At 63.7% G+C, this 25,287-nt stretch carries 23 protein-coding genes; 19 read left to right on the plus strand and 4 right to left on the minus strand.

The genetic code is table 11. The annotated features are described in order from the left end of the window. Positions 1-10 precede the first annotated feature (10 nt). Positions 11-976 (plus strand): ABC transporter substrate-binding protein, encoded by a 966-nt coding sequence (locus tag HMI60_RS06660; protein WP_018780066.1) that lies wholly within the window; start codon positions 11-13, stop codon positions 974-976. Positions 977-1,122: 146 nt separating this feature from the next. On the opposite strand, the gene HMI60_RS06665 is transcribed toward HMI60_RS06660, so the two are convergent. Further along, entirely contained in the window at positions 1,123-1,755 is a 633-nt protein-coding gene (locus HMI60_RS06665) for a hypothetical protein (RefSeq protein WP_018780067.1), read from the minus strand. A 389-nt stretch (positions 1,756-2,144) separates the two neighbouring features. On the opposite strand from HMI60_RS06665, the gene HMI60_RS06670 reads away from it, so the two are divergent. From HMI60_RS06670 to HMI60_RS06690, 5 genes are all read left to right on the plus strand, one after another. Beyond that, positions 2,145-2,873, plus strand: coding sequence for a SipW-dependent-type signal peptide-containing protein (locus tag HMI60_RS06670; protein WP_018780068.1), 729 nt, complete (start codon positions 2,145-2,147; stop codon positions 2,871-2,873). Positions 2,874-2,969: 96 nt separating this feature from the next. Continuing rightward, on the plus strand, positions 2,970-3,488 hold the full coding sequence (locus tag HMI60_RS06675; protein WP_018780069.1) for a signal peptidase I: 519 nt from the start codon (positions 2,970-2,972) through the stop codon (positions 3,486-3,488). Positions 3,489-3,495: 7 nt separating this feature from the next. Beyond that, positions 3,496-4,227: a hypothetical protein gene (locus tag HMI60_RS06680; RefSeq protein ID WP_193590791.1), complete on the plus strand. Its 732-nt coding sequence runs from the start codon at positions 3,496-3,498 to the stop codon at positions 4,225-4,227. Further along, a complete protein-coding gene (locus HMI60_RS06685; protein ID WP_039239511.1) occupies positions 4,224-5,990 on the plus strand; it encodes a choice-of-anchor G family protein in 1,767 nt (588 codons plus the stop codon). Before HMI60_RS06680 ends, HMI60_RS06685 begins: the two co-directional genes overlap by 4 nt. Before the next feature lie 204 nt (positions 5,991-6,194). Next, entirely contained in the window at positions 6,195-7,484 is a 1,290-nt protein-coding gene (locus HMI60_RS06690) for an adenylosuccinate synthase (protein WP_193590792.1), read from the plus strand. 83 nt (positions 7,485-7,567) lie between these two features. On the opposite strand, the gene HMI60_RS06695 is transcribed toward HMI60_RS06690, so the two are convergent. Further along, complete coding sequence (locus HMI60_RS06695; protein WP_026267493.1) at positions 7,568-8,782, minus strand: ATP-binding protein; 1,215 nt, start codon at positions 8,780-8,782, stop codon at positions 7,568-7,570. 163 nt (positions 8,783-8,945) lie between these two features. Between HMI60_RS06695 and HMI60_RS06700 the strand changes: the two genes are divergently transcribed. From HMI60_RS06700 to HMI60_RS06725, 6 genes are all read left to right on the plus strand, one after another. Continuing rightward, positions 8,946-10,406: an MFS transporter gene (locus HMI60_RS06700; protein ID WP_193590793.1), complete on the plus strand. Its 1,461-nt coding sequence runs from the start codon at positions 8,946-8,948 to the stop codon at positions 10,404-10,406. A gap of 10 nt (positions 10,407-10,416) precedes the next feature. Next, the gene (locus HMI60_RS06705) at positions 10,417-11,289 is read left to right on the plus strand and encodes an SMP-30/gluconolactonase/LRE family protein (protein WP_193590794.1); all 873 of its coding nucleotides are present in this window, start codon (positions 10,417-10,419) and stop codon (positions 11,287-11,289) included. 97 nt (positions 11,290-11,386) lie between these two features. Further along, complete coding sequence (locus HMI60_RS06710) at positions 11,387-11,620, plus strand: DUF6480 family protein (RefSeq protein ID WP_026267494.1); 234 nt, start codon at positions 11,387-11,389, stop codon at positions 11,618-11,620. Between the two features lie 48 nt (positions 11,621-11,668). Continuing rightward, entirely contained in the window at positions 11,669-12,592 is a 924-nt protein-coding gene (locus HMI60_RS06715; RefSeq protein WP_018780077.1) for an NADP-dependent oxidoreductase, read from the plus strand. A gap of 315 nt (positions 12,593-12,907) precedes the next feature. Beyond that, complete coding sequence (locus HMI60_RS06720; protein WP_193590795.1) at positions 12,908-14,542, plus strand: ABC-F family ATP-binding cassette domain-containing protein; 1,635 nt, start codon at positions 12,908-12,910, stop codon at positions 14,540-14,542. Positions 14,543-14,613: 71 nt separating this feature from the next. After that, positions 14,614-14,994, plus strand: coding sequence for a hypothetical protein (locus tag HMI60_RS06725; protein ID WP_227453672.1), 381 nt, complete (start codon positions 14,614-14,616; stop codon positions 14,992-14,994). A 124-nt stretch (positions 14,995-15,118) separates the two neighbouring features. Here HMI60_RS06725 and HMI60_RS06730 read toward each other — a convergent pair whose 3' ends face one another. After that, positions 15,119-15,952 (minus strand): alpha/beta fold hydrolase, encoded by an 834-nt coding sequence (locus tag HMI60_RS06730; RefSeq protein WP_193590796.1) that lies wholly within the window; start codon positions 15,950-15,952, stop codon positions 15,119-15,121. Positions 15,953-16,048: 96 nt separating this feature from the next. Here HMI60_RS06730 and HMI60_RS06735 point away from each other — a divergent pair, with 96 nt between their 5' ends. Beyond that, positions 16,049-16,615 (plus strand): TetR/AcrR family transcriptional regulator, encoded by a 567-nt coding sequence (locus tag HMI60_RS06735; protein WP_039239524.1) that lies wholly within the window; start codon positions 16,049-16,051, stop codon positions 16,613-16,615. A 45-nt stretch (positions 16,616-16,660) separates the two neighbouring features. Here the strand turns inward: HMI60_RS06735 and HMI60_RS06740 are convergent, their stop codons facing one another. Then, positions 16,661-18,010 carry an MFS transporter gene (locus HMI60_RS06740; RefSeq protein ID WP_193590797.1) on the minus strand — a complete coding sequence of 450 codons (1,350 nt, stop codon included), beginning with the start codon at positions 18,008-18,010 and terminating at the stop codon, positions 16,661-16,663. A gap of 229 nt (positions 18,011-18,239) precedes the next feature. Between HMI60_RS06740 and HMI60_RS06745 the strand changes: the two genes are divergently transcribed. From HMI60_RS06745 to HMI60_RS06770, 6 genes are all read left to right on the plus strand, one after another. Beyond that, entirely contained in the window at positions 18,240-19,541 is a 1,302-nt protein-coding gene (locus HMI60_RS06745) for a sodium:proton antiporter (protein ID WP_193590798.1), read from the plus strand. A 418-nt stretch (positions 19,542-19,959) separates the two neighbouring features. Next, entirely contained in the window at positions 19,960-21,147 is a 1,188-nt protein-coding gene (locus tag HMI60_RS06750; RefSeq protein ID WP_227453673.1) for an ice-binding family protein, read from the plus strand. Between the two features lie 340 nt (positions 21,148-21,487). Continuing rightward, complete coding sequence (locus tag HMI60_RS06755; protein ID WP_055974349.1) at positions 21,488-21,892, plus strand: class F sortase; 405 nt, start codon at positions 21,488-21,490, stop codon at positions 21,890-21,892. Between the two features lie 73 nt (positions 21,893-21,965). Next, positions 21,966-23,099, plus strand: a complete 1,134-nt coding sequence (locus HMI60_RS06760; RefSeq protein ID WP_079582669.1) for an App1 family protein — start codon at positions 21,966-21,968, stop codon at positions 23,097-23,099. Between the two features lie 126 nt (positions 23,100-23,225). Further along, positions 23,226-24,194, plus strand: a complete 969-nt coding sequence (locus tag HMI60_RS06765) for an alpha/beta hydrolase (protein WP_193590800.1) — start codon at positions 23,226-23,228, stop codon at positions 24,192-24,194. A gap of 94 nt (positions 24,195-24,288) precedes the next feature. After that, positions 24,289-25,287: a helix-turn-helix domain-containing protein gene (locus tag HMI60_RS06770; RefSeq protein ID WP_189076890.1), complete on the plus strand. Its 999-nt coding sequence runs from the start codon at positions 24,289-24,291 to the stop codon at positions 25,285-25,287.

The following is a 25,287-nucleotide window of genomic DNA, read 5'->3' on the forward strand; positions in this document are numbered from 1 at the left end:
CACCTTGCTTATGGCCCTCGTCGCGGGCTGCGGCACCAGTGGTACCTCGGGTTCCAGCGCGGGCAACGCCGATGTTGCCACGGGAGGATCGAAGTTCACCACCGCTGACCAGGAAACGGCGAAGCTCGGCACAGACGCCGCGCCCGGCGTTTTCCCGCGCACCCTGACGCACGCAAACGGTGAAACAACCTTGGAAAAGAAGCCCACCCGCGTGGTGGTACTCGACACCGGCGAACTCGACGACGTCGTCACCCTTGGCGTCACGCCGGTGGGCATGGCCACCACCGAAGGCGCCAACCCTGTTCCCACCTACCTGGCTGACAAGGTCAAGGATGTCCCCTCCGTGGGCACCATCCAGGACCTCAACCTTGAAGCCATCGCAGCGCTCAAGCCGGACCTCATCCTCGGCAGCAAGCTCCGGGCCGACAAACTCTACAAGCAGTTGTCATCCATTGCCCCCACCGTGTTCAGCATCCGGCCAGGCTTCCCGTGGAAGGAAAACTTCCTCCTGGTCGGCAAGTCACTGGGCGAGGAAGACAAGGCCACCAAAGCCCTCAACGACTACCAGGGCGAAGCTGACGCGCTGAAGGCAGACGTCAAGGGCGACCCGAAGATCTCGCTGGTCCGCTTCCTGCCGGGCAAGATCCGCCTGTATGCCAACAAGTCCCTCATCGGCGTCATTCTGAAGGACGCAGGCTTGGCGCGCCCGGAGAACCAGAACATTGATGAGCTCGCGGCTGAAATCTCGGCCGAGAACATCGAGCAAGGCGACGCCGACTGGATCTTCTACAGCAGCTACGGCGACCCCTCAGCCACCGGGGAAACCTCTGTAGTTGAAGGCGCTGTCTGGCCCAAGCTCGGCGCAGTCAAAGCCGGCCACGCGAAAGCGGTCAATGACGACGTCTGGTTCCTCGGCCTCGGCCCCACAGGCGCCCAGCTGATCCTGAAGGACCTCCGCAGCATGCTGGTCGGCTGACCCGGCCCCACCACAAGAACCCCAACGACGACGGCGGCCCTCACCAAAGAGGTGAGGGCCGCCGTCGTCGTGTGTGTTGTGGGGCCTGGTCTGCGGGTTATTCCGGGGGATTGGGGCGCAAAGCGGGCCCCACAACGAAGGTGTGACTAGGCCTTGCGGGGAATGCCCGTGCGGGCCATGGCCTCGGCGTAGGCACCGTGGATGGCGTCCAGGTATTCCTGCTGGCGCGCCGGCGTGCCCGCGAAGGAGCGGCCACCGAGCGAGCGGACCTTGAACGTCTTGAAACCGCGGCGCGCGATGCTGGCTGGTGCAGCCTTCATGAGCTGGTCCGCCAGGCGGTGGGCTTCGTTTCCGTGTGCCACCAGGGCAGAGGTGCGCGGCAGGAGCTGCAGGAGGCGAAGCAGTGGCTTGAGGCCCTCGGTGATGTTGGCGGGGGTGAGCTTGCCCGGCTCCTCGTTGGGCTCGATCCACGGGTAGGCGTTCCACGGCATCATGAGCTCGGGGCGGAGGCCCAGCTGCCACTGCATGCCGAGCATGCGGGTGGCTGCTTCCTCGTCGCCGGGGGTGATGAAGCCCTCACCGGTGGTGGTGCGCTGATTGGAGAAAAGGCTGACGATGCGGCAGTCATCCATGCTGTGGGCGGGGTCGATGTAGAGGACCTCGCTGCCTGGCTTCTGCTCCTTGATGGAGTCGCACAGCTCGTTGACCTCAGCGATGTGCGGTTCGTAGCGGCGGTTCCAGAGGATTTCTTCGGGTGATTCAGTCGCCAGTTCTTGCATCAGGGGTTAGGTCTCCTAGGTGTTACAGCGCACCGTTCCAAGGGGCCGCGGGCATGCCGCAGCCGAACCTCAAAGGGTGCTGTTGGGGGCTAACTAACCTTACCGGACTTACTGCCCCAATGGGGGCCGTCCCGGCGCGCCACTTAATGCGACGCGGCGTGTTGCCCGGGAAACGTGTCAGGCATCTCGGCCCGCCCGCAACTGCGGCACAAGGTTCGACGCCGGTGCGGCGCTCCCTGCCAGCGTCGAACGCCGGCATTAACCCTAAAGTGCACCTCGGCCGGGTGGGGCTTTTCCTTCCCCAGATAATGACGTTTGAAACTACTGGTTCCGGGGGAACCGTTCGGCCTCCCCGCCAGCTCAGCATCATCAACTGTGGGGGTTAAACAATGGTCGCTAAGACGTCATCCAACAAGGCAACGAAAGTTCGGGCGCTCCTCGCCGGCGGGCTTGTCCTGGGCGTGGGAGCTGCGTTCACCTTGGCTGCATGGACAGACAACGAGTGGGTCTTCGGCAATTCCGGTGGGGACAACGGACCGGGCACGCTGACCTACCACATGGAGCAAAACACTTTCAGCAACACCAACGGTACGGGCGCCGATGCGTGGAGCGACAAGCCGAACATCCCCACCGTGCCGAGCTCGGCAACTGACGGGGCACTGACGTTCGGCGCCATCTCGGCCGCCCTCAAGCCCGGTGATACTGCTTACGCGCCCATGCAGCTCCGGGCCGCGGCAGGTTCCGAAGCCCTGACGGCCACTTTGGCGGAGGCAGTCAAGCTCGGCGGAACCGCGCCGGCAGCCGACACCACCACCAATTCCCTGGCCCTCTACAACGCCCTGACCTACCGTGCGGTCCAGGGCGTCACACCGGCCAACTGCGCTGCAGGTACGCTGACCGGCGGCACCGACATCGTAGGTTCGGCAGCTGCCGGCGTCCCGCTGACGACAGTTTCCGCAACCCCCATCACACTGCCGAAGGGTGCCGACGCAGCAACGGCCGGCTCCGCGGTGAACATTTGCTTCGCCATCACCCTCCCGTCCGCCGTGACGGACGTGACCCTGCAGGGAAAGCAGACGGTTCCGCTGTGGAGGTTCACCAGCATCGTCAGCTCGTAACGCAGCTCTGTGACAGAGCCCTTGACCCGGACCAGAAGCTCGTCCCCATTGCCCCCTTCGGCCCCTGCCCTAGGCGGGGCGGGCTTCTGGGCCGTCTTGTCCCGCATCCTCAAGGTCTCCCGTGAAATTGCCTTGACTCTGCTGGCCTTGCTCGGGCTGGTGTGCATTCTGGCGCTGGTCCTGGGTTTCGTCTACAAGGCGTCGTTCGTGGTCTTCCGGACCGGATCCATGGAGCCCATCTACCCGGTCGGGGCGCTGTCCCTTACCGTGCAGGTCCCCGCCGCGGAGCTGGTCCCGGGTGATGTCGTCTCCGTGAAACGCTCGGAATCCGGCGTCCTGGTCACCCACCGCGTGGTGTCGGTGGAGCCTGACGGCTCTGGTGCTTCCTTACGGCTCAAGGGCGACGCGAACAGCTCGGAAGATCCGCTGCCGTACCAGGTGGACACCGCCCGGAAGGTACTGGCAACGGTACCCGCAGTGGGTTCCTGGGTGATGGCCATGCGGGGGCCTGGTTTCATCGGCGCTGCCACCATGGCGGTCGCCGCGCTTGTGGTGTGGGCGTACTGGCCCAAGCGGGTACCCCGTCACAAAGGTGTGGTGTCAACAGGGAGGTGAAAGAGCTGTGAAGCAGTGGAACCGGGTGGTGAGGCCCGCAGCGGCAGCGTGTGCCGCCGTCGTCGGGGTGCTGTTCTGTGCCGTCCCCGCCCAAGCCGCCGACCAGCTCATCCCGGTACCCGAGAACGGAACCCCGGGCGTCCTTTGGCTTTCCTCTTCCGTGTACCCGTTGGAGTTCCCGCAACTGGCACCAGGCGATTCGTTCGTGTGGCAGATCGGGTTGTCGCTGGAAAAGCCCCAAGCCACCTCCTCCTTGCAGCTCGTTGCCACAGGCGGCCTGGCCGCCGCTGACGGATACGGCATCGCCGTCGATGAATGCCCGTCCCCGTGGCAGGGCGACAGCGGGCTGAACAAGGAACTGAGCTGTCCCGAAGGCTCAACGCCCAGGATCCAGCCCACCCGCCTCAACGATTGGGACCAAGGCCTCCGTGTCCCGCTCAGCAACCTCCGGGCCGGGACCGCACCGTACCTCCGTTTCACCCTGGCAGGACCCGCCAGCGCCCCGCCCCAAGACGCGGCGCTCACCTTGGGGATCGGGGTCACCGCCATGGGAGACGACGACGGCGGCAGCGCGCCTTCGCTGCCACCGGCCGCCGACGGCGGAAGCAAAGAACCCCTTGGAAGCACGGGTGCCTCGTCTCTCCCCGCGCTGCTCGCCGGGGGCGCGCTGCTCCTCCTGGGAACCGCCGTCCTGGCGATGCTGAAACGGCCGAGTGAAGCCAAGGAGCAAGGCGCATGACGCTCCGACGCCCGCTGAGCGAACCCCTGCGCCGGGCATTCCTCAACCGTCCACGCCGCTCGATTCTCGTGGCAGCAGTAGCCGCCATCAGCCTGGCCGCCACCACAAGCATCACCACAGCTGCGTGGACGGACAGCGAATGGGTGAAAAGCGCCGTCGGCGTAAGTTCGCCCGGAGACTGCAGCACAAACTCCATGTTCACCAACCAGGCCTGGGCGAGGGAACTGCACGGCACAGTGCTCAACACCAATCTGGACACCGTGGCAGGGGTCCAAGGGCTGACTGTGCTGAACAACGGCACCACCGCTTCGCCAACCCCGGTCTCTGCGGTGCTGGTGCCCGGCACTACGGACGCTTATGTCACCAAAATTCCGGTGACGGCCTTGGGCAGCAGCCCGGTCTCGGTGGGGCTGGGATTGGGTGTTCCCGTAGGTGGCCTGGGGACGTATACGCAGTGGGCGCGCTCGCAGAAAAGCGGGCAGGCCCAGGGCGCTTCGGGGCTGGTGTCGGACCAGACGGGTGCTGTGGATGTCGCAGGGACAGCGCAGGGAGCAGGCAGTGCCCCGAAAGCGGCCAGTATTTCGCTGGGCAACATCGTTCCTGCCTCCTTGTCCGGGGTGACCCTTGATGTTGGGGCGATTGCATCGTCCTCCAAGGTGGACAGCTGTGTCATGACCAACGGGTGGCCGATGCTGGACACCACACCTACCGTCCAGCGCCAGTACGGGATTGCCGGGCTGGACCTGACGGCGGCGATTCCCGCCGTCGGGACGTTGTCCACCAGCGGGGCTTCACTGGTGGGGACGGTTCCTGCGCAACTGAATGCGTTGCTGGGGACGGGTGGGTTGACTACCGGGATTTCCGACGGGGTCTCGGCACTGATCAACCCGTTGCTGGGGACATTGTCGCTCGGGTCCATCAGCACCACTGCGACGCTCTCTGCCCCGGATCTGACCGGGGTCACCGCCATGATGACCGAGTCCATGACGGACGGGATCGTCACCGTCAACCTGGGAACCGGGACGGTCAAGGTCAACATCGCGGCCCTGACCGGCAGCTCGGTGACTGGCTTGAACGGCATGGAACCAAATCACGCTGTAGTTCTGGATGCGGCCACGACGACGGCGGTGACCTCCAGGGTTACTGCCTTGCTGGATTCGTGGAAGAACCGGGTGCTGGCTGCGCTGACTACCGCGCTGCGCGCCATCACATTGAACGCCACCACCAACATCACCCTGAAACTGGCCGGGCTCAACGCAGCGACCATCGGCGTCAAGATAGGCGCGGCCACCGGCGCCAGCACAGGTATATCTCTGGGCGACTTCCTGGATGGCGCCGCCACGGCACCCCAAGTAACCGCCAACGTCATTGGCCTGGATTTGGGAGGTGTGGTGGCTGCTTTGCTGGGACCCATTACCTCGGCCCTCCTCACCGGAACCAACAACGTGGTGAAGACCGTCCTCAACGCCACCATCTTCAACACCGGCCTGGTCGCCAACCTGGGTACAAGCCTGCAGGCGTTGATCACACCGGTGATCAACGCCGTCGGGCCGGTCCTGACAGCTGTCCGGACGCTGGTGGCCATCAATGTCAACGTCCAGCCCGATCAGAGCTGGCCCGGCACCAAACCGGCGGATGTCACTGCTGCGGCGGGAGAATACAAGGTCTCGGCCATTCGCGTGGGGCTGGTGGACAGTGCCGGCCTGCTGAGCCTGTCGCTGGGGAGTTCGTCGGCTGGTCCTGCCGCCCTGGTTGTCCCCTGACTTTGTCCACAACTGCAGGCCAACGTTGGGCCAACACCAGAGAAACCGTTGCCATCGGCTAAACTTGGCTGGTAAGAGCCCCGAACTCTTGCGTATGCCAGCCCACGTGGCAGGCTGCACCGGTAACGTCGGGGCATTCTCATGTACGGCGCCAAGCCCCAGTCATCCTTCTGGGGTCAGCCCGAAAGAATGGGGGAGGATCCCATGCCCGCTATCGTGATCGTCGGAGCCCAGTGGGGCGACGAAGGCAAAGGCAAAGCAACCGATCTGCTCGGTGGCCGCGTTGACTACGTGGTCAAGCCCAACGGCGGTAACAACGCCGGGCACACCGTGGTTGTTGGCGGTGAGAAGTATGAGCTGAAGCTCCTTCCCGCGGGCATCCTGAGCCCCAACGCAATTCCCATTATTGGCAACGGCTGCGTGGTGAACCTGGAGGCTCTCTTCCAGGAAATCGACGGCCTTGAAGCCCGCGGCGCTGACACCTCGCGCCTGCGCGTTTCAGCCAATGCCCACCTTGTTGCGCCGTACCACCAGGTGCTGGACAAGGTCACCGAGCGCTTCCTTGGCAGCCGCGCCATCGGCACCACGGGCCGCGGCATCGGTCCGGCTTACATGGACAAGGTGGCCCGCCTGGGCATCCGCGTCCAGGATGTCTTCGACGAGTCCATCCTCCGCCAGAAGGTGGAAGGTTCGCTGCGCCAGAAGAACGAACTGCTGGTCAAGGTCTACAACCGCCGCGACATCGTGGTGGATGAGATCGTGGACTACTTCCTGTCCTTCGCCGAGCGGCTCCGCCCGTTGGTCATCGACAGCACCCTGGAGCTGAACAACGCCCTGGATGAGGGCAAGGTTGTGCTCATGGAAGGCGGACAGGCAACGTTCCTGGACGTGGACCACGGCACGTACCCATTCGTCACTTCCTCCAACCCCACGGCAGGCGGCGCATCCGTTGGCTCGGGCATTGGCCCCACCCGCATCTCCCGCTCAATCGGCATCATCAAGGCCTACACCACCCGCGTTGGCGCCGGCCCGTTCCCCACGGAACTGTTCGATGAGATGGGCGTCTACCTGCAGAAGACCGGCGGCGAGTTCGGTGTCAACACAGGCCGTCCCCGCCGTTGCGGTTGGTACGACGCCGTCCTGGCCCGCCACGCTTCCCGCGTCAACGGTTTCACGGACTACTTCGTCACCAAGCTGGACGTCCTGACGGGCATCGAGCAGATCCCCGTCTGCGTTGCCTATGACGTCGAGGGTGTCCGCCATGATGAAATGCCCATGACGCAGACCGAGTTCCACCACGCAGTGCCGATCTTCGAGTACTTCGACGGCTGGACCGAGGACATCACCGGTGCCCGCACCCTGGAAGACCTCCCCGAGAACGCCCGCAACTACGTGCTGGCCCTCGAGAAGCTCTCCGGCACGCGCTTCTCGGCCATCGGCGTCGGCCCGGACCGCGACCAGACCATCGTGGTCCACGACTTGATCAACGACTGACCACCAGCTGATTTACGACGGCGGCGGGTCCCCTCGGTTCCATACGGAACCTGAGGGGACCCGCCGTCGTCGTTAAGTTACGGTCAGCTGCCACTGCCCAGGTGGATGGTTACCATGGTGCCGCCGCCCGGTGCGGAACCGATCTCAAGCTGTCCACCGGCTGCGGCCACGATGCGTGCACAGGTTGCCAGGCCGAGGCCTGTTCCGGGAGGGTCGTCTTCCCTGTGCAGACGGACCAAGGGGTCCAGCACCCGGTCACGGTCGGGTTCGCTGATTCCCTTGCCGTTGTCGATCACCCGGAAGGTTGCGCCCTCGTCCGTCCGTTCGCCCGTGACGTGGATGGCCGGCGGAACTCCGGGTCTGGTGTAGGTGACCGAGTTGTGGATCAGGTTCTGAAGCAAGACCCTCATCTGGCCGGGATCGGCACTGAACACAAGATCATGGCAGTCCACGGAAGCCCCGTTCGCTTCAAGGCTCGCAGCCAAGTCCTGGACCACGTCTTCCACCAGAGCCTTGAGCGAGATCTGGGCAGGCCGCACATCTCCGCCGATAGTGGCGTAGGCAAGGACGTCTTCCACCATGCTCAGCATCCTTTGCCCGGAATTGGCCACGACGTCCAGGTACTGGGCAATGGTTGCATCGGCGGCGTCCTGGGCCTCCATTTGGCTGAGTTCGACGAAGCCGAGGATGGAAGTGAGCGGATTGCGCAGGTCGTGGCTGATGCGGCCGGCGAATTCGGCGAGCAGGGCGTTGCTGCGTTGCGCCTCGGCCAGCGCCTCGGCCAGTTCCCGTGCGCGGTGTTCAAGGGCGAGGGCTTCGACGACTTCCGCTGCCAGGATCTCGAGGCCCTGGCGTTGCCGGTCGCTGAGCCGGCCGGTTTCCCGTGCGCCGGCGCAGAGCGTGCCCAGAACAAAACCGTCGTCGCTGACCAGCGGCACGGAAGCGTAGAACCTGATCGCGCCGCGGCGGCCGTCCACAAACGGGTTGTCCCTGTACCGCGCATCAAGCGATGCATCTTCCACCACCGTCGAGGCCCCGCTTTGGAAACCGACGGCACACATCGAATCCTCGCGGCTGCATAGATACGGCTCCAGGCCGGCCGTGGCCACTTGGTACTGCAGATCCTCCGTGATGATGTTGATGGCCGTCACCGGTTGTCCGCACACCGTCCGGGCCAACTCCACCAGGTTCTGCAGCCGCTCCGAGGGTACGGGAACAGCGATGTCCAGCCCCGGTCCGGGGACGGGAAGGCCCTTGCGGGAGAGCATCGAATCCCTGGGTAACTCGCCTGTTCTCATCCAGCCATCCTGTCAGATGAGCACTACAGGTCCTTGTCACAAAACAGCTGCCTGTCGTCGTGCTCTGCCCGGACCCGGGACTAATTCCGTTACCCCCGCCGTTACCTCCTTTGGGGCATGCCCCGGCAACGAACGCAACCAGACGACGACGGGGACGAGATACATGACTACAGAGACTGCTGACGGAGTCGGATTCCGTTCCCGACGCGGACCCATCCTCATTGCCTTGATGCTTTCCACGGGCTTGGTGGCCATCGATTCAACGATCGTCGCCACGGCCGTGCCGTCCATTGTGGAAGACATCGGCGGTTTCAGTTCCTTCCCCTGGCTCTTCTCGGCGTACTTGTTGGCACAGGCTGTTTCCGTGCCTATCTACGCCAAGCTTTCCGACGTCGTGGGCCGGAAACCGATCATCCTCAGCGGCATTGGCCTGTTCCTGCTGGGATCCATACTGTGCGGGGTGGCATGGAGCATGCCGGCCCTGATTGCCTTCCGGGTGCTTCAAGGCCTCGGGGCAGGCGCGGTGCAACCAGTGTCAATCACCATCGCGGGGGACATTTACACCCTTGCCGAGCGCGCCAAGGTGCAGGGTTATCTGGCCAGCGTGTGGGCCATCTCTTCCGTGGTGGGGCCAACACTCGGTGGCGTCTTTGCGTCATTGGGGATCTGGCGCTGGATCTTCCTGATCAACATCCCGTTGTGCTTCCTGGCGGGTTGGATGCTGGTGCGCACCTTCCACGAGGACATTGAGCGTGGCAAGCACCGGATCGACTACCTGGGTGCCACCCTGCTGACCGTTTCCTTGAGCCTGCTGATTCTCGGGGCGCTCGAGGGTGGCCAGGCATGGGCCTGGAACTCACCCGTCAGCATCACGGTCTTCGCGGTGGGTACCTTGCTGCTGGGCGCTTTTGTCTTGGCTGAGCGGCGGGCGGCGGAGCCGATCCTCCCGTCATGGGTTCTGTCGCGACGATTGCTCGCCACCACGGCCTTCATTTCCTTCGGCGTGGGCGCAGTCATGCTGGGCCTCACTTCCTATGTCCCGACCTTCCTTGAAGGTGCCCTGAAGACGTCTCCCATTCTGGCCGGCCTTGCATTGGCTGCCTTGACCCTGGGCTGGCCGATCAGTGCATCACAGGCCGGCCGGTTCTATCTGCGGATCGGGTTCAAGCGGACGGCCTTGATCGGCATCTCCATTTCGGTGGCGGGTGCAGCAGTGCTGGCGCTCACCGCGTCCTCGCCCAACGTCGTATTGGTGGCATTGGCGTGCTTCATCGTGGGCTTGGGGCTTGGCCTGGTTGCGACCCCCAGCCTCATCGCCGCCCAGTCGAGTGTTGAATGGAACGAACGCGGAGTGGTCACCGGAACCAACCTCTTTGCCCGTTCCATCGGCAGCGCCCTGGGAGTCGCCGTCTTTGGTGCGATCGCCAACGCCATCTACGCCGGCGGTCCAAGTGGTGGCACTGATCCGCAAACCACCATAAACGCGTCTGCGGCGGTGTTCGTGGCGGTGCTTGTCAGCGCCGTCCTCACTGTCGTGGCCGTGATCGCCATGCCCGCTGCGCAGCGGGCGGACAGCAACACCCCGAAAGAAGAAAAGGCCGCTGTGACACCTGCGGAGGACTAATCTCGAACGTATGGATGAACTGATCACCGGCACTCTGGAAAAGCTCTTTGAAGGCACTGTGTGGGCCGAAGGGCCGGTCTGGATTCCGGAATCTCAGACGGTTCGCTGGAGCGACATCCCCAACAACCGCATCCTGGAGTTCAACCCCGCCACGGGCGCCACGCGCGAGTACGCCACCGCCGTCGAATACACCAACGGCCGGACGCTCGACCACGACGGGGACGTAGTGCAATGCAGCCACGGCCGAAGGCGCGTGGAGCGGGACGACGACGGCGATGTGACGCCGATCGTCGACTCGTTCGGTGAGTACCGGCTCAATTCGCCCAACGACGTCGTGGTCGCCGCAGATGGAACGGTCTGGTTCACTGATCCGCCCTATGGGATACTGCCGGGCACGGTTGAAGGTCATGAAGGCGAACAGGAGTACGGTGGCTGCTACGTGTTCCGCTTCGACCCTGCGACGGAGGAACTAAAGCCGGTGGTCACGGACCTGGTCCATCCCAACGGCCTGGCTTTCTCGCCGGACGAGTCACTGCTGTATGTTTCGGACACGGCGGGGGCCGCGCATGGCGTCCCGTTCCGCATCGCAGCCTACCCCGTGGAAGACGGGGCGTGTGGGGCCGGAACCACGTTCGTAGAGCTGGAGGAGGACCGGGCTTCTGACGGTTTCCGCGTTGACGTCGAGGGCCGGGTGTGGACATCGGCGGGGGCTTCTGTCCGTGTTTACGCGCCGGACGGCAGCCTGCTGGCCGCCGTCGAACTTCCTGAAAGGGTTTCCAACCTGTGTTTTGGTGGTCCCGACGGTCACGACCTCTACATCACGGCCACCACGTCTCTGTACCGCCTTCGCACCGGGACGCGCGACACTGTGTGGACGCGCTGACCCGGGCTCCCGCTGATTTATAAGGTTGCTGTGGTTCTGGCCGGGCTGGTTCGATACGCTGGGTCAAAGCGACACCACTGCAACCAGGGGAGTGAGCGTGTCAGGACCTAATCCCGACCCGTACGAGGACAAGATCACAGGCTTGGAACCTGGTGGGGGAGTGCCGCCGGGCGAAACCCCGCCCGGCGAGTCGTCGACGGCCGGCCCCCAAGGCCACGATGAGGGTGGCCCGAGGAAGGGCACCCAGGTCCTGTGGCTCTCGATCATAGGCGTCTTTGTCCTGTTGTCGATGCTGTACTTCATCGGGTACATCGTGGGGTTCTTCGACTGAGCCGGCCAGCTAAGGAATAGCCGGCCTCAAGTGGAAGTTGACGCTCACATGAAGGCAATTACCTATAACAAGTACGGAAACCCGGACGTCCTGGAACTCACTGACCAGCCAATGCCCAAAGTAGGGCCGGGCATGGTCCTGGTCAAGGTCAAGGCGGCCTCAGTGAATCCGGTGGACTGGAAGATCATGGCCGGCTACTTGGACCCCCTCATGGACCTGCAGTTCCCGGCCATTCCAGGGTGGGACGTCGCCGGCGTAGTGGAGTCGACAGGTATTGACGCTCCGCACTTCAAGCCCGGCGATGAGGTCATCGCCTACGGCCGCAAGGATTACGTCCACGGTGGCAGCTTTGCTGAATACATTGCCTTGCCGGAGCGGCTCCTGGCCCGCAAGCCGGAGTCCTTGGACTGGAACGAATCCGCTGGCTTGCCGCTGGCCGGGTTGACTGCATTTCAGGTGCTGAAGCGGCTGGAACTGGCCGCGGGCGAGACTGTCTTGATCCATGGCGGTTCGGGCGGCGTGGGTTCGCTCGGTATCCAGATTGCGAAGGCCCTTGGTGCGAAGGTGATCGCCACTGCCTCGGAGAAGAACCATGACTTCCTCCGGTCCCTGGGGGCCGAACCCGTGGCCTACGGCGAAGGGCTGGCGGAGAGGGTGCGTGCCCTGCGCCCCGAAGGCGTGGAAGTGGTTGCGGACTTCGTGGGCGGCAACCTTTCGACCACCCTGGAGGTCCTGAAGGAAAACGGTCGCCACGCCTCCATCGCGGACAGTGATGTCGAGGAGCACGGCGGCACCTGGATGTGGGTGAATCCCGTGGGTGCTGAGCTGCAGGAACTTGCCGATTTGGTGGACGGGAACAAACTCCAGGTTGAGGTAGCGGAGACTTTCCCCCTTGCTGAGGCGGCGGAGGCGTTCCGCCTCAACATGGAAGGCCACACGCGCGGCAAGATCGTGGTCACGGTCGGAGCCTAAGGGCATAACGCGAACGACGGCGGCGGGTCACGTTGGGTTTCGTTTCGGAACCTGGCGTCGGCCCGCCGTTTTGCGTGAAGCATGGTGTTTCTTCAGCAGGTGTTCCTTCAGCCCGGAGTTTCTTCAGCATGGGGAAATTTGCCTTGTTAGGCCATCTTTGTGAGACTGAAATCCTCTATTCCCCAGTGTTAGGCCGATGTTTTGACGGACATTCAAGGTTTCGCGACGCAAACCAAGCGCTGACACGCACCTGATTTCCTTCCGGGCCGGTGGTTGCAGCGCATTCGCTGAAATCACTGGAGTCCTGAAAACATCATGCCTTTTACAAAAAATCCGTCCATCACCCTGACTGACGTCCGCCTTCAATGGCCGGACGGCACCACTGCCCTCACCGGGATTTCCGGGACCTTCGGAGTGGGCCGCACGGGCCTGGTGGGATCCAACGGTGCGGGAAAATCGACGTTGCTGCGCCTCATTGCCGGCGTGTTGACTCCAACGAGTGGCCGGATCAGCACCAACGGCGAGGTCGGCTACCTTCCGCAGACACTTACCCTCAAAACCGACTCAACCGTAGCCGACTTGCTCGGTATCGGCCCTAAGCTGCGGGCCTTGCGCGCCATCGAATCCGGCGACGCCGCAGTGGAGAATTTCGAGATAGTGGGCGATGACTGGGACATTGAAACCCGTGCAGACGAGTCCCTGCGTCATATCGGCTTTTCAGGATCGGACCTTGACCGGAACGTCGGCGAGATTTCGGGCGGCGAAGCCATGCTGGTCGCGATCACCGGACTTCGGCTCCAACGGACGGCAATTACGCTGCTGGACGAGCCAACGAACAACCTGGACAGGGATGCCCGGGCCAGACTCTCCGGCCTCATCACTTCCTGGCCAGGAACGCTGGTGGTGGTCAGCCACGACCTCAGCTTGCTGGAGTTGATGGATAACACCGCGGAGCTTCATGCCGGGGAACTCACGGTCTTCGGAGGTCCATACAGCGCCTGGCGGTCCCACATGGATGAGCAGCAAGCAGCAGCTGTGCAGGCTGCCCAGGCTGCAATGCAGGCTGTGAAGATCGAGAAGCGCCAACGCCAAGATGCTGAAACGAAGCTGGCCAAGCGTGCCCGGACCGGCCAAAGCAGCTACGACAACAAGAAGGGCTCCAAGATTCTCATGAACCAGCGGGCCTCCGACGCGCAGGTGTCTGCGGGGAAGCTGCGCTTGGGGTCGGACGACAAGGTTAACGCCGCCCGGAACGCACTGGACGAGGCCTCGTCCAGAATCAGGGAAGAGGAGCGGATCAGCCTGAATCTTCCGGATCCGGACGTTCCCCGCGGACGCCGGATAGCCGAGTTGCGCGGGACCAATCGTGCCTTCTTCGTAGAAGGCCCGGAACGTGTGGCCATCATTGGTGCGAACGGAGTGGGAAAGACCACCTTGCTCGAACGCGTGGTCGCCGGCGAGTCCTTGCCCGACAACGACGAGGTGAGTGACGTCGTCGAATCCGGCACCGCCGGTGGTCGCCTTCTCACCGGGCGTGCCGGCTATCTGCGGCAGCGCCTCGACGGCTTGGACGATGCCGCGACCACGCTGGAAAATGTCCAGGCTTCGGCACCAAGCGTTCCCGAAGGTGAAATCCGGAACCAGTTGGCGCGGTTCCTGCTAAGGGGCGACAGCGTCTACCGGCCCGTTCATACGTTGTCCGGTGGCGAGCGGTTCAGGGTTTCGCTGGCCCGGCTCCTCTTTGCCGATCCGCCGCCACAGGTACTGATTCTCGATGAGCCCACCAACAACCTGGACATCCAGAGCGTGGACCAGCTCGTGGAAGCGTTGAACGCCTATCGCGGCGCCGTGATCCTGGTAAGCCACGACGACGACTTCCTGGACCGTCTGGATCTGGACCTTGTGCTGAACCTGGACCATGACGGATCACTCACGGAGTTGCCGTCGTAAGGAAGTAAGTTCCGGAACCCTGAGGTGGTACGCGCGCCATGTAGTCTGGGAATTTCGATTTGGGGGAATTTATGGTGACTCGTCAGCGCAGCGGCTGCTTTTCCGTAGTGGCGGCAGGAATCCTGTTGATGGCGTGGATCGGCTCCATTTTCTGGACTGCCATCGACGAAGGTGCGGTGCCCGCCGACTCGTCGTTCCTTACCGTTCCGTCGCCCAGCGAAGCCGGGGCGATCAGCACACACTGTGGTTCGGGAGGCTGTTCCCGGGTAATGACCGTAAACGTCAAGCCACCTCAGACATCGCAGTCGATTGCAGCGGAGATGGGGCTGACGCAGGAACGCTGCGAACCGATGAACCTCTGGACCATGCGGAAGACTTGTACCGGAGTCTCCAGTGACGCAGGGGGGCTCAAAATCTACCTGCAATACTCCACGTTCTTCTCCAAGTACTAGCTTCGAGGTACCAGGCACTAGCTTCGGGGTACCAGACACGACGACGGCGGCGCGCCACCCTCGGCTCCCATGGAACCGAAGGTGACCCGCCGCCGTCGTGCTTTAAGCGGATGGCCGGTGAGGTCTACTTGGCCAGGAAGCTGAGCAGGATTTCGTTGATCTCAGCGCCGTGCGTCCAGAGGAAGCCGTGCGGTGCGTCCTCGATCTCGACGTATTCCGCCGCCGGCAGGCGCTTGGTGAATTCGCGGCCCGTGGCATCGATGGGCAGGATGCGGTCGCCTGTTCCGTGGACGATCAGGGACGGAACGGTGACCTTTTCGATGTCGGAGCGGAAGTCGGTCAGCCAGGTGTCCACCACGGCGAACGATGCGTACCAGGACGAGCCTGCAGCGACGTTCCAGGAGTTGCGAAGGGCTTCTTCGCTGAGCCGGTTTCCGAGGAAGTTGTCGGTGTTGTAGAAGTCCTTGTAGAAGTTGGTGAACCAGGCGTAGCGGTCTTCGATGGCGGCGTTGCGGATGCCGTCGAACACGGAGGACGGGACGCCCGTTGGGTTGTCGTCGGTCTGGAGGAGGAACGGCTCGAGCGAAGCGAGGAAGACGGCCTTGGCAACGCGGGACTCGCCGTACGTGCCGATGTAGCGTCCAACTTCGCCGGTGCCCATGGAGAAACCGACCAGGACGGCGTTCTGCAGGTCGAGCGTTTCAAGGACTGCGTTGAGGTCGGCTGCGAAGGTGTCGTAGTCATAACCGGTGGTGGTCTTGCTGGACTTGCCGAACCCGCGGCGATCGTAGGTGACGACGCGGTAACCGGCGTTCAGGAGGGCGGCGGTCTGCTTTTCCCAGGAGGCGCCGTCAAGGGGGTAGCCGTGGATCAGGACAACCGGCTGGCCTGAGCCGTGGTCCTCGTAGTAGAGCTCGATATCCGTGGTGTTCTCAGTTCCGACTTTGATGAAGCCCATGATTCTGTTCCCTTTCCTCGAAGTAGAGAACGATCGTTCTCTCTCTGCTAACAAATACTATAGAACGATCGTTCTCATTTCAAGTAGTATTGGGGTATGGATATTTCCGAGGTCCGGCACCGCATCGTCGCGACGGCTGACGGGCTCTACAACGCCAAAGGAATCCAGTCGGTGGGTATGGACGAGCTGCGGACCGCGGCGGGTGTCTCACTGAAAAAGCTTTACCAGGAATTTCCGTCCAAAAGCAGCATTGTCATGGCGGTTCTGGAGCGCAGGCACGAGTCCTGGACCGAGGGGCTGGACGCGATGGTGCGCAAGGCCCCGGATCCGCGGGGCAAGCTCCTGGCCATCTTTGACTACCTCGCCGGATGGTTCTGCCAGGATTCGTTCCGGGGCTGCGGCTTCATCAACAGCTTCGCGGAGCTGGGTGCTGTCAGCCCCGAAGTAGCTGAGTATGCGCGGAAGCATAAGGAATCGTTCCAGGAATACGTTGCAGGCCTCGCCGCCGGGGCCGGTGCGCCGGCGTACTTGGCGCCCCAGCTTTCAATCCTCGCCGAGGGGGCGCAAACGACGGCGGCCATCGCCGGCTCGCCCGAGGCTGCGGGACAAGCGCGGCAGGCCGCCGAAGTGCTGATCGACGCTGCATTGGGCCAGGCTTCCTAGCCGGATTGCCTCCTGGTCCGGAACCTGCCGGTCCCGGCGCCGCCCTCAGCGGGCCTCAAGCTCCTCGAGTGTCTTGCCCTTGGTGTCGGAAGACTTGAGGGTGGCAATGGCTGAGATGATGCAGATGCCGAGCGTTGTCAGCCCGATGACCATGGGGATGTTGGCAGACCCCGGGGGGGCAATTGCGGTGAACAGGCTCGGGAAGAACGAGGCAATCATGAGTCCGATGTTCTGGGACACCGCGAATCCCGTGACGCGCATCCGCATGGGGAACTGCTCCTGGAAGAACGTGGCGAAGGTGGCGTTCCACATCTGGAAGAGGATGCCCTGGACGATCACAACGCAGACGAACACCAAGGGCAGGCTCCGCTGTTCGATGGCCCAAAGGTAGCCCATGGTCAGCAGCCCCCCGGTCATGCCGCCGGCCACCATCAAAGCACGCCGCCCGATCTTGTCCGAGAGTGCGCCGAACGCCGGAATGGTGAGGACGGCGGTGACATTGGCGGCCATGGTCACCCAGAGGAACTCGCTGCTGGAGAAGCCGATCCCGTAGCCCTTCTGGGTGGCGAACGAAACCCCGAAGATCAGGGTTGCCATGCCGATGACATTGGTGAAGGTCATGGCAATGCAGCGGACCAGGACCCAGGGGTGGGTGCGCAGGAGGTCGACCAATGGGAACCGGCGTTTGGCGGGGGCTGCCTCGGACTGTGCCAGGTAGGCCGGTGGCTCCTGCACCCGGTGGCGAATAACGTAACCTGCCACGATCACTACGGCGCTGAGCAGGAAGGGAAGCCGCCATCCCCAGGAGTGGAACTCTTCATCCGGCAGCAGGGCGGCCAGGGGAATCAGCACTGCCGTGGCCAGAATCGAGCCGACCTGCGTGCCTTGGAGGCTGAAGCTGGCAAAGAATCCCCGCCGGGCGTCGGGGGAATGTTCCACGATCATCGCGCTCGCACCGCCGAGTTCGCCGGCGACGGCGAAGCCCTGTATCAGGCGGAGGATCACCAGCATGACGGGGGCCAGGAGTCCGACCTGTCCGTAGGTGGGGAGGAGACCGACGGCAAAGGTGGCGAAACCCATGAGCAGCATCGCGAAAACGAGCACCTTCTTGCGTCCGTGCCTGTCACCGTAAGCGCCCAGGACCACTGCGCCCAGGGGTCGCGAAACATATCCCACTGCGTAGGTGGCCAAGGAAGCGATGATTCCCACCGTGGGATTCTCTGTGGGGAAGAAGATCGTGGGAAACAGGAGCGTTGCTGCCAGCGAGTACAGGGCGAAGTCGTAGTACTCCAGTGCGCTGCCGATCCAGCCGCTCATGGCGGCCTTCTTCGGGTCCTTTCGGGCGATGCTTTCGCTGGGTGCTGGAGGGATCTCCCTCCGGTGCATGACGGTCACGTCGCTGTACTCCTCTGGCGTCGTTGGCAAAGAACAAACCTCGTCTTGAATCGATTCATAATCCTACGACGTGACCTGGGTTACGTCAACGGAAGATTGGTTCCCGGATGCCATTGGATCCATGGCGCAGGAACCGGCTGATGCGCAGCGTTGCGGGATAGCCCCGACGGGCACGGCGGGGCTAGGCTTCTTGGACGCGCCGAACGGCGCGGCAGGAAGAAGACTATTCGTGTTTGAAGCCCCCAGCATCTTGTTCCTCTCAGCAGGCTTTGCAGTGTTGGCCGCTGCCGTCCTGCCAAAACTGTTGCGACGCATGCCGCTGTCCATGCCGATGGTCTTTCTTGGCAGCGGAATCCTGGCGTTCACTCTGCTTCCGGATCTGCCGGACCCTGATCCTGTCCGCTACGGGGAGTTCGCTACCCACCTCACTGAAATCTGCGTCATCATCTCCTTGATGGGCGCAGGTCTGGCCCTCGACCGACCGTTCCGTTGGCGCGGGTGGTCAACCACTTGGCGGCTGCTTGGCATCGTTATGCCCTTGTGCATCCTGGTGATGACGCTCCTGGGAATGTGGGTGTTGGGGTTGGGGCTCGCCGCCGCCATTCTTGTTGCGGCCGCGATTGCCCCCACTGACCCGGTGCTGGCCTCCGAGGTCCAGGTGGGAAAACCTGCGGACAGCGAAGAGGATCCGGACGAGGACGAGGTGCGCTTTGCCTTGACCTCGGAAGCCGGCTTGAATGACGGGCTTGCCTTCCCCTTTGTGTACCTCGCCATCCTCATCAGCCTGGTGGGAGCCGCGCCGGCTGCGTGGTCAGGGGAGTGGGTGGGTGTTGATTTGCTCTGGCGGATTGCCGCGGGGGTCCTGATCGGATTCGGCACGGGCAAGCTGTTGAGCCTGATCTTCTTCGCTGCCAAGGGAAAGAGTTTCCGCCTGTCCGAGCACTCCGAGGGCTTCGTTGCCCTGGCGGCCACGTTCCTGGCCTACGGCGCTACGGAGCTGGTGGCCGGATACGGCTTCATCGCAGTCTTCATCTGTGCCCTGACCATCCGTTCCGCCGAGCATAACCACGCCTACCACCAGGTCCTGCACAGCTATGTAGAGCAGTTGGAGCGGCTGATGACCGTGGTGATCCTGGTCCTCCTTGGCGGCGCTATTGCCCGTGGTCTTTTGGAAGGCATTGGTTGGCGTGAAGTGCTGGTAGCCCTGGCGTTCCTCTTGGTGGTCCGGCCCGTGGCCGGCTGGATAGGGCTGATGCGTGGAAAGACCGGACCCCGCGAACGCCTGGCCATTTCGTACTTTGGAATTCGAGGGATCGGCTCCCTCTTTTACATTGCCTTTGCGATCAGCCACGGACATTTCGAAGACGAGGCCCACAGTCTGTGGGCAATGGTTGGATTGGTGGTGGCGCTGTCCATCGTGGTCCACGGGGCTACCACCGCGCCGTTAATGAACCGGCTGGATCGACTTCGCGTTGCGCAAGCGCGTAAGCAGCACGGTGACGAGGGCCGGGCTCCTACAACGGCTGTTTAGGGGCGGCTGTCCGCGTCCCGGCTGCCGCCGTCGCCGTATTTCATAAATATTTTGGAGTAATTAATCCGTGCTGGAAAGCCATCCCTAAACGCCGATAGTCAGCACCCTGATGGTTTGAGCAGGGACGATACCCAAAACGGCCGGATGGAGGGGTCGCCGGGGCGCTCCCGCACCGGCTTATCGCTCCATCGCCGGCCCTAGGCACACCGCGATCGCAGGCGTACAGTCCGCTGTATAGCTCCCCCGCATCCTGTTGGGCAGTTGCTTTGGGGCGGTCGCCCCGCTGGGGGAAGGAACTGCCATGCACCATAGCTCCGCGCGAAAAAATCCAGGGATACATTCAGCGGGATCGAGCCGCCGGCGCACGTCGGTAACAGTGGGGGCCGCCTCCGGAGTTCTTCTCCTTGCCGGTGCCATCATGCTCCAACAATCACCTGCATTTGCGGCGACGCCGGTAAACCTGGGTACTGCGGGGTCGTACTCGGTCCTTGCCGCCACCACCGTGACCAACACCGGCCCCACCACCCTCCAAGGAGACCTGGGCCTGAGCCCCGGCACCGCCATTACCGGCTTTCCGCCCGGCACCGCTGCTGGCACAATCCACGCGGCCGACGCGGTGGCTTTGCAAGCACAGTCGGATCTGACCACCGCCTACAACAATGCGGCAGGGCAAGCGTTGACGGCGAGCGTATCGGGCGACCTGGTTGGCCAGACTTTGACGGAAGGTGTCTACAAGTCAACATCGTCGCTGGCGCTCAGCGGCCAGCTGACACTGGATGGCCAGGGTAATCCGGCGTCTGTGTTCGTGTTCCAGGTGGCGTCCACGCTGATTACTGCGTCCGCCAGCAGCATCATCTTCACCAACGGCGCCCAAGCCTGCAACGTGTTCTGGCAGGTCGGCAGCTCGGCAACCCTGGGCACTGCCTCAAGCTTCAAAGGCACCGTACTTGCGCTGACGTCGATTACAGCCCAGACCAACGCAGTGGTGGAGGGGCGGCTCCTGGCGCGTAATGGTCAGGTTTCCCTGGACACCAACGTGGTAACCGCACCCGCTTGCGTCACGACCCCCACCACCTCCGCGCCACCTGCAACAGCGACGGCGACGCCGACCGCGACGGAGACGGTGACAGAGACGGCGACTGCGACTGCGACGGCGACGCCGACCGCGACGGAGACGGCGACTGCGACTGCGACGGCGACGCCGACCGCGACGGAGACGGTGACAGAGACGGCGACTGCGACGCCGACCGCGACCGCGACGGAGACGGTGACAGAGACGGCGACTGCGACTGCGACGCCGACCGCGACGGAGACGGTGACAGAGACGGCGACCGCGACCCCGACGGAGACAGTGACAGAGACGGCGACCGCGACCCCGACTGCCACTTCCACTGACGGCGCCATTCCGGTCCAGTCCGCACCCTTGGCTGGGACGGGTAGGAATCAGGGCACCAACGTGGACACTGCAGCAAGGGTTTCCAACACGGAGCCCATGAGCCGCACGGCCGTGCTCGGCACGATCTTGGTGGCCCTGGGCGGTGCAGGAATTCTGACCTTGGGCATCCGCTTCCTGATTGCTATTCGCAGGGAAAACCAGCGGGACTAGCAGCTTGCGTCGAGGATCTGTGCAGCGAGGCAGGCACCGCCGTTCGCCGGGGCGTTGGAAACAACGGCGAACGGCGGTCATCGGCTCCCTGGCTGTAGTGCTGTTGGCGGCGTTGCTTCCGGGGTGGTCAACGCAGGCCGCCACTGATTCCGGGCCAACGGTCGCGGCAGGTGAACCATCCAAGGCAGTCAGCGCTATACAGCCGTTCACTTCGATCAGCGCTTCTGCGGCACCCTCCACGGCACCTGCTGCTGCACCCGCGCCGCAGCCAGCGCCCAGCGAGGCAGTCGCAGCGGCGACCGGTTCGCCACCCTTGCACATAACGTACGCGAGGGTCGGGATGGACCAGGCGATCGTGCCCCTTGCCCCGACGGAGGCCGAACGGGAACTGGGTTCCATCGTCCCGCCTTACACACACGATGCGTATTGGCTGGACCCGTACGGCATGCCGGGTGCGGGATCAACCAACACCACGTACCTGGTGGGACATAGCTGGGATGGACAGGCATCTCCCTTCAACAACATCAGCACCCTCGCGCAGGCGGGTGACCGCATCACCGTCACAACCGCGGAGGGGCTTCTGGAGTTCAGGGTCGACTCGGTGGCAACGGAGTACAAGGACACCCTGCGGGACAGTGAGATCTGGGACAGGGTGCCGGGGCGTCTCATTCTCATCACTTGCTACGCGGCTGATCTGTGGGGGAAAAACATCGTCGTGCAGGCGAGCCCGGAGCGCAGGCCGTAGCGGATTGTTGCGTAATGCGTGCGGGCTGGAGGGAAGCGGTGCCGCAGCGAGCGGGCCGTGGAAGACTGGACACATGTCTTCCCGTCCCGTGAAACCGCGCCCCCAGCCCGACGTCGTCGAAACTGACGGTCCCAAGCCTGCGGGCAAGGGGCGCCGCCACCTGGCCATGAGGCTCGACGACGCGTGGCTGGGTTTCCAGACCCGCCTTGCCATCCGGCGTGGCCGGGTGGAGACCGTGATTCCGTATACGGGCTACGGCTCGACGACTTGGGTCCGGGTGCTGGCCCGCGTGGTGCGAAGTGATCCGCGCGACGCTGCAGGTCACGCAAAGCCCTTGCAGGAAAGCATGCGCGGCTGGCGGAACTTCACGAGTGCTCCTGTAGCCAACGCCGCGGTAAAGGTGACTGTGGCCGGTTCCGTCCATGACGTCGTCGCAGACCGCGGCGGTGTGGTTGATGTGCGCATCCCGGTGACCCTGACAGCTGGTTGGCACACCATCACGCTGCAGTCGGGGGAGTCCCACGTCGTGGAGGCTCCCGTGCGGATTGTTGCGGACGACACGGACTTTGGAGTCGTCTCGGACATCGACGACACGGTCATGGTCACCGCGCTGCCCCGGCCTTTCCTGGCCGCCTGGAACACGTTCGTGCTCAACGAACATGCCCGGACTCCCACTCCGGGCATGGCGGTGCTGTATGAACGGATCGCCAGGACGGCCCCGTCGGCGCCGGTACTGTATCTCTCCACCGGGGCCTGGAACGTTGCCCCGACGCTGTCGCGTTTCCTTTCCCGCAATCTGTACCCGGCTGGTCCCAAGCTGCTGACCGACTGGGGCCCAACGCCGGATCGCTGGTTCCGCAGCGGCCAGGAACACAAACGGACCTCGCTGGAACGCCTCGCGGAGGAGTTCCCCCACGTCAAATGGCTCCTGGTTGGTGACGACGGACAACATGACGAAGCCATTTACTCCGAGTTCGCCCAGCGGCACCCGGAGAATGTCCGGGCCATTGCCATCCGCCAACTCTCGGCCGGCGAAGCGGTCCTCGCAGGCGGTCGGTCGAAGACGGGCGGTCAACCCACACCGGGGGTTCCTTGGATCTATGCCCCGGACGGTGCAGGCATGTCGGCCCGGCTCGAGGAGTTGGGCATTATCCGGAGCGACGTCCGTTCCGCCGACGATCCCGAAGAAGGCGACATCCAGGCCTAGCCCTGGCCCGCCACGCGGCGGTCAGGGCCCGCTCTTTTGCGGACAGCTGGCGGTTAGCGCAGCACGCAGGGACGCCTAGGCTTGCATCAGGTCACGACGAGGTGGCCGGAATTGATGGAGGTCGAGATGACAACTTTACGGAAAGTGCCGCCATTTGATGCCGAACTAGGGGCTACCCTCGGGGCGCTGGGCGACCTGATTGCTCCCACCCTGACCCCGGACATGATTGAAGGAATGCGGGAGTCGTTCGTTGTGGCTCCCGTCGATGATCTCTTGTCGGGACGCCCCGTAACGCACTTTGAGCGGACCGTTCCGGGCCCGTTGGGTGCTCCCGACCTCACAGTGTCTGTTTTCCAGCGAACTGACCACGCCCCTGGAGGGCCCGGTATCTATCACATCCATGGTGGCGGCATGGTCATGGGTGACCGGTTTCTTGGAGCGGACTCCCTGATTGACTGGGTGGAGCAACTGGACGCGGTGGCTGTCTCGGTGGAGTACCGCCTGGCCCCCGAAAACCCTGATCCGGCACCCGTGGAGGACTGCTATGCGGGCCTGGAGTGGATGGCGGCGAACGCAGAAGAGCTGGGTGTGGATCCCGAGCGGCTGGTCGTCGCGGGTGCCAGCGCGGGAGGAGGACTGGCTGCAGGCGTGGCACTGATGTCACGCGACCGTGGCGGCCCCGCCCTGGCAGGGCAGCTGCTGATCTACCCCATGTTGGACGACCGCAACGAGAGCCTGTCCAGCCACCAGTTCGACGGCATCGGCGTCTGGGACCGGACCAGCAACGACACCGGCTGGGATGCCCTCCTGGGTGACCGCCGCAAAACCAGTCAGGTATCCATATATGCGGCGCCTGCCCGCGCAGCCGATCTTTCGAACCTGCCGCCCGCCTTCATTGACGTTGCCTCCGCCGAAGTGTTCCGGGATGAGGACGTGGCCTACGCGTCGACCATCTGGGCCTGCGGAGGGGATGCGGAACTGCACGTCTGGCCCGGCGGCTTCCACGGTTTCGATATTTTCTTCCCCCAGGCAGCGCTTTCGGTCCTGGCCCGGGAAGCCAGGACCAGGTGGCTCCGACGCATATTGGGCACCTGATGGACCTGTCCCGCCGCTGCAGTTTGTTGCCGCAGCGGCAGGACTGGAGCACCATTGAGTTCCCGAAGGTTGACGATGTGGTGGGCGGTAGGAAATGCAAGGACTGGTGTGGCGCCTCAAGGCGCTCGACCCTGAGGCTTCGGAAAGCCTCAAAGTCATTACGTATTTCGATGCCCTGGTCAACAGCCGGGCCAATGCGGAAATGCTCATCCACGGAGCGGCGGCGCTCTGCGGGTGCCCCGTTGGCTATGCCATGGACGGCAGGAGCGTCTGCGTGGATGCCTCGGGCGGGAAGATCTCCGGGCAGCAGGGCGACTGGCCATCCAGGCCGTTCGGTGTCGACGGGAAAGCCTGGATCCAGCGCCCCGGCCCGGCGTACGCCAATGATGAGCTCATCCTGGAACGGCTCGCCATCGCTCTTGGGATCTTCTGGGACCGCAGGAGCCCTGTCGCTGCAACACGGCGGGCAATGGATACCCTCTTGGACGCTGACGCTTCCGACGACAAGCGCATGGAGGCGGCGCAACTCCTCCATCTGAACCGCGACGCCTTGTACCGGGTCCATGCAACGCCCGGGGCTACCCAGGGATCAGGTCCCACGGCTTTGCTGCACACCCCCTTCGGGGCCATCAAGGCGGCAATCCGCCCGGCCGGTGCAATGGTTGAACAGCACGCCCCGGCAGGAATCGGCCTTCCCAAACCTCCCCGCGAGCTTTACCTCTCGTGGGAAACGGCGTTGCTGGCTCTCCGGCTCACCAGCCCGCGCCATCAGATCCAGGACGCCGGCGAGCTCGGCGGCTTGGTAGTCCTGGCAGGGGTGGCCACTGACACAACACGGGAACCGCCTGACCTGACGGCCTTGAAGCGGTTGATCGAGGCTCAGCCCAAGGCGTATTCCTTGCTCGAGGCCATAGCGGAGGCAGGCAGCCTCCGTGCTGTGGCAGGGCAGCTCAATCTGCACCATTCGAGCGTTCAGCACCGGGCGGCGGAGTTTTCGACTGCCCTGGGCTTTGACATTCGAACGCCCCAAGGCCGCGTACGCCTTACCCTTGCGTTGGCATTGTTCCTGCTTGCCACCAATAACTTTGATTGA

Origin of the sequence: Paenarthrobacter sp. YJN-D (assembly GCF_015040335.1) — a bacterium.
GTDB classification, from domain to species: Bacteria; Actinomycetota; Actinomycetes; order Actinomycetales; family Micrococcaceae; genus Arthrobacter; species Arthrobacter nicotinovorans.

Coding starts and splice junctions, on each gene's coding strand:
- HMI60_RS06760 (WP_079582669.1), top strand. CDS start 21,966: ATGTCTTCCCGTCCCGTGAAACCGCGCCCCCAGCCCGACGTCGTCGAA.
- HMI60_RS06765 (WP_193590800.1), top strand. CDS start 23,226: ATGACAACTTTACGGAAAGTGCCGCCATTTGATGCCGAACTAGGGGCT.
- HMI60_RS06750 (WP_227453673.1), top strand. CDS start 19,960: ATGCTCCAACAATCACCTGCATTTGCGGCGACGCCGGTAAACCTGGGT.
- HMI60_RS06735 (WP_039239524.1), top strand. CDS start 16,049: ATGGATATTTCCGAGGTCCGGCACCGCATCGTCGCGACGGCTGACGGG.
- HMI60_RS06670 (WP_018780068.1), top strand. CDS start 2,145: ATGGTCGCTAAGACGTCATCCAACAAGGCAACGAAAGTTCGGGCGCTC.
- HMI60_RS06720 (WP_193590795.1), top strand. CDS start 12,908: ATGCCTTTTACAAAAAATCCGTCCATCACCCTGACTGACGTCCGCCTT.
- HMI60_RS06715 (WP_018780077.1), top strand. CDS start 11,669: ATGAAGGCAATTACCTATAACAAGTACGGAAACCCGGACGTCCTGGAA.
- HMI60_RS06770 (WP_189076890.1), top strand. CDS start 24,289: ATGCAAGGACTGGTGTGGCGCCTCAAGGCGCTCGACCCTGAGGCTTCG.
- HMI60_RS06705 (WP_193590794.1), top strand. CDS start 10,417: ATGGATGAACTGATCACCGGCACTCTGGAAAAGCTCTTTGAAGGCACT.
- HMI60_RS06755 (WP_055974349.1), top strand. CDS start 21,488: ATGGACCAGGCGATCGTGCCCCTTGCCCCGACGGAGGCCGAACGGGAA.
- HMI60_RS06665 (WP_018780067.1), bottom strand. CDS start 1,755: ATGCAAGAACTGGCGACTGAATCACCCGAAGAAATCCTCTGGAACCGC.
- HMI60_RS06730 (WP_193590796.1), bottom strand. CDS start 15,952: ATGGGCTTCATCAAAGTCGGAACTGAGAACACCACGGATATCGAGCTC.
- HMI60_RS06725 (WP_227453672.1), top strand. CDS start 14,614: ATGGTGACTCGTCAGCGCAGCGGCTGCTTTTCCGTAGTGGCGGCAGGA.
- HMI60_RS06695 (WP_026267493.1), bottom strand. CDS start 8,782: ATGAGAACAGGCGAGTTACCCAGGGATTCGATGCTCTCCCGCAAGGGC.
- HMI60_RS06690 (WP_193590792.1), top strand. CDS start 6,195: ATGCCCGCTATCGTGATCGTCGGAGCCCAGTGGGGCGACGAAGGCAAA.
- HMI60_RS06660 (WP_018780066.1), top strand. CDS start 11: ATGGCCCTCGTCGCGGGCTGCGGCACCAGTGGTACCTCGGGTTCCAGC.
- HMI60_RS06700 (WP_193590793.1), top strand. CDS start 8,946: ATGACTACAGAGACTGCTGACGGAGTCGGATTCCGTTCCCGACGCGGA.
- HMI60_RS06685 (WP_039239511.1), top strand. CDS start 4,224: ATGACGCTCCGACGCCCGCTGAGCGAACCCCTGCGCCGGGCATTCCTC.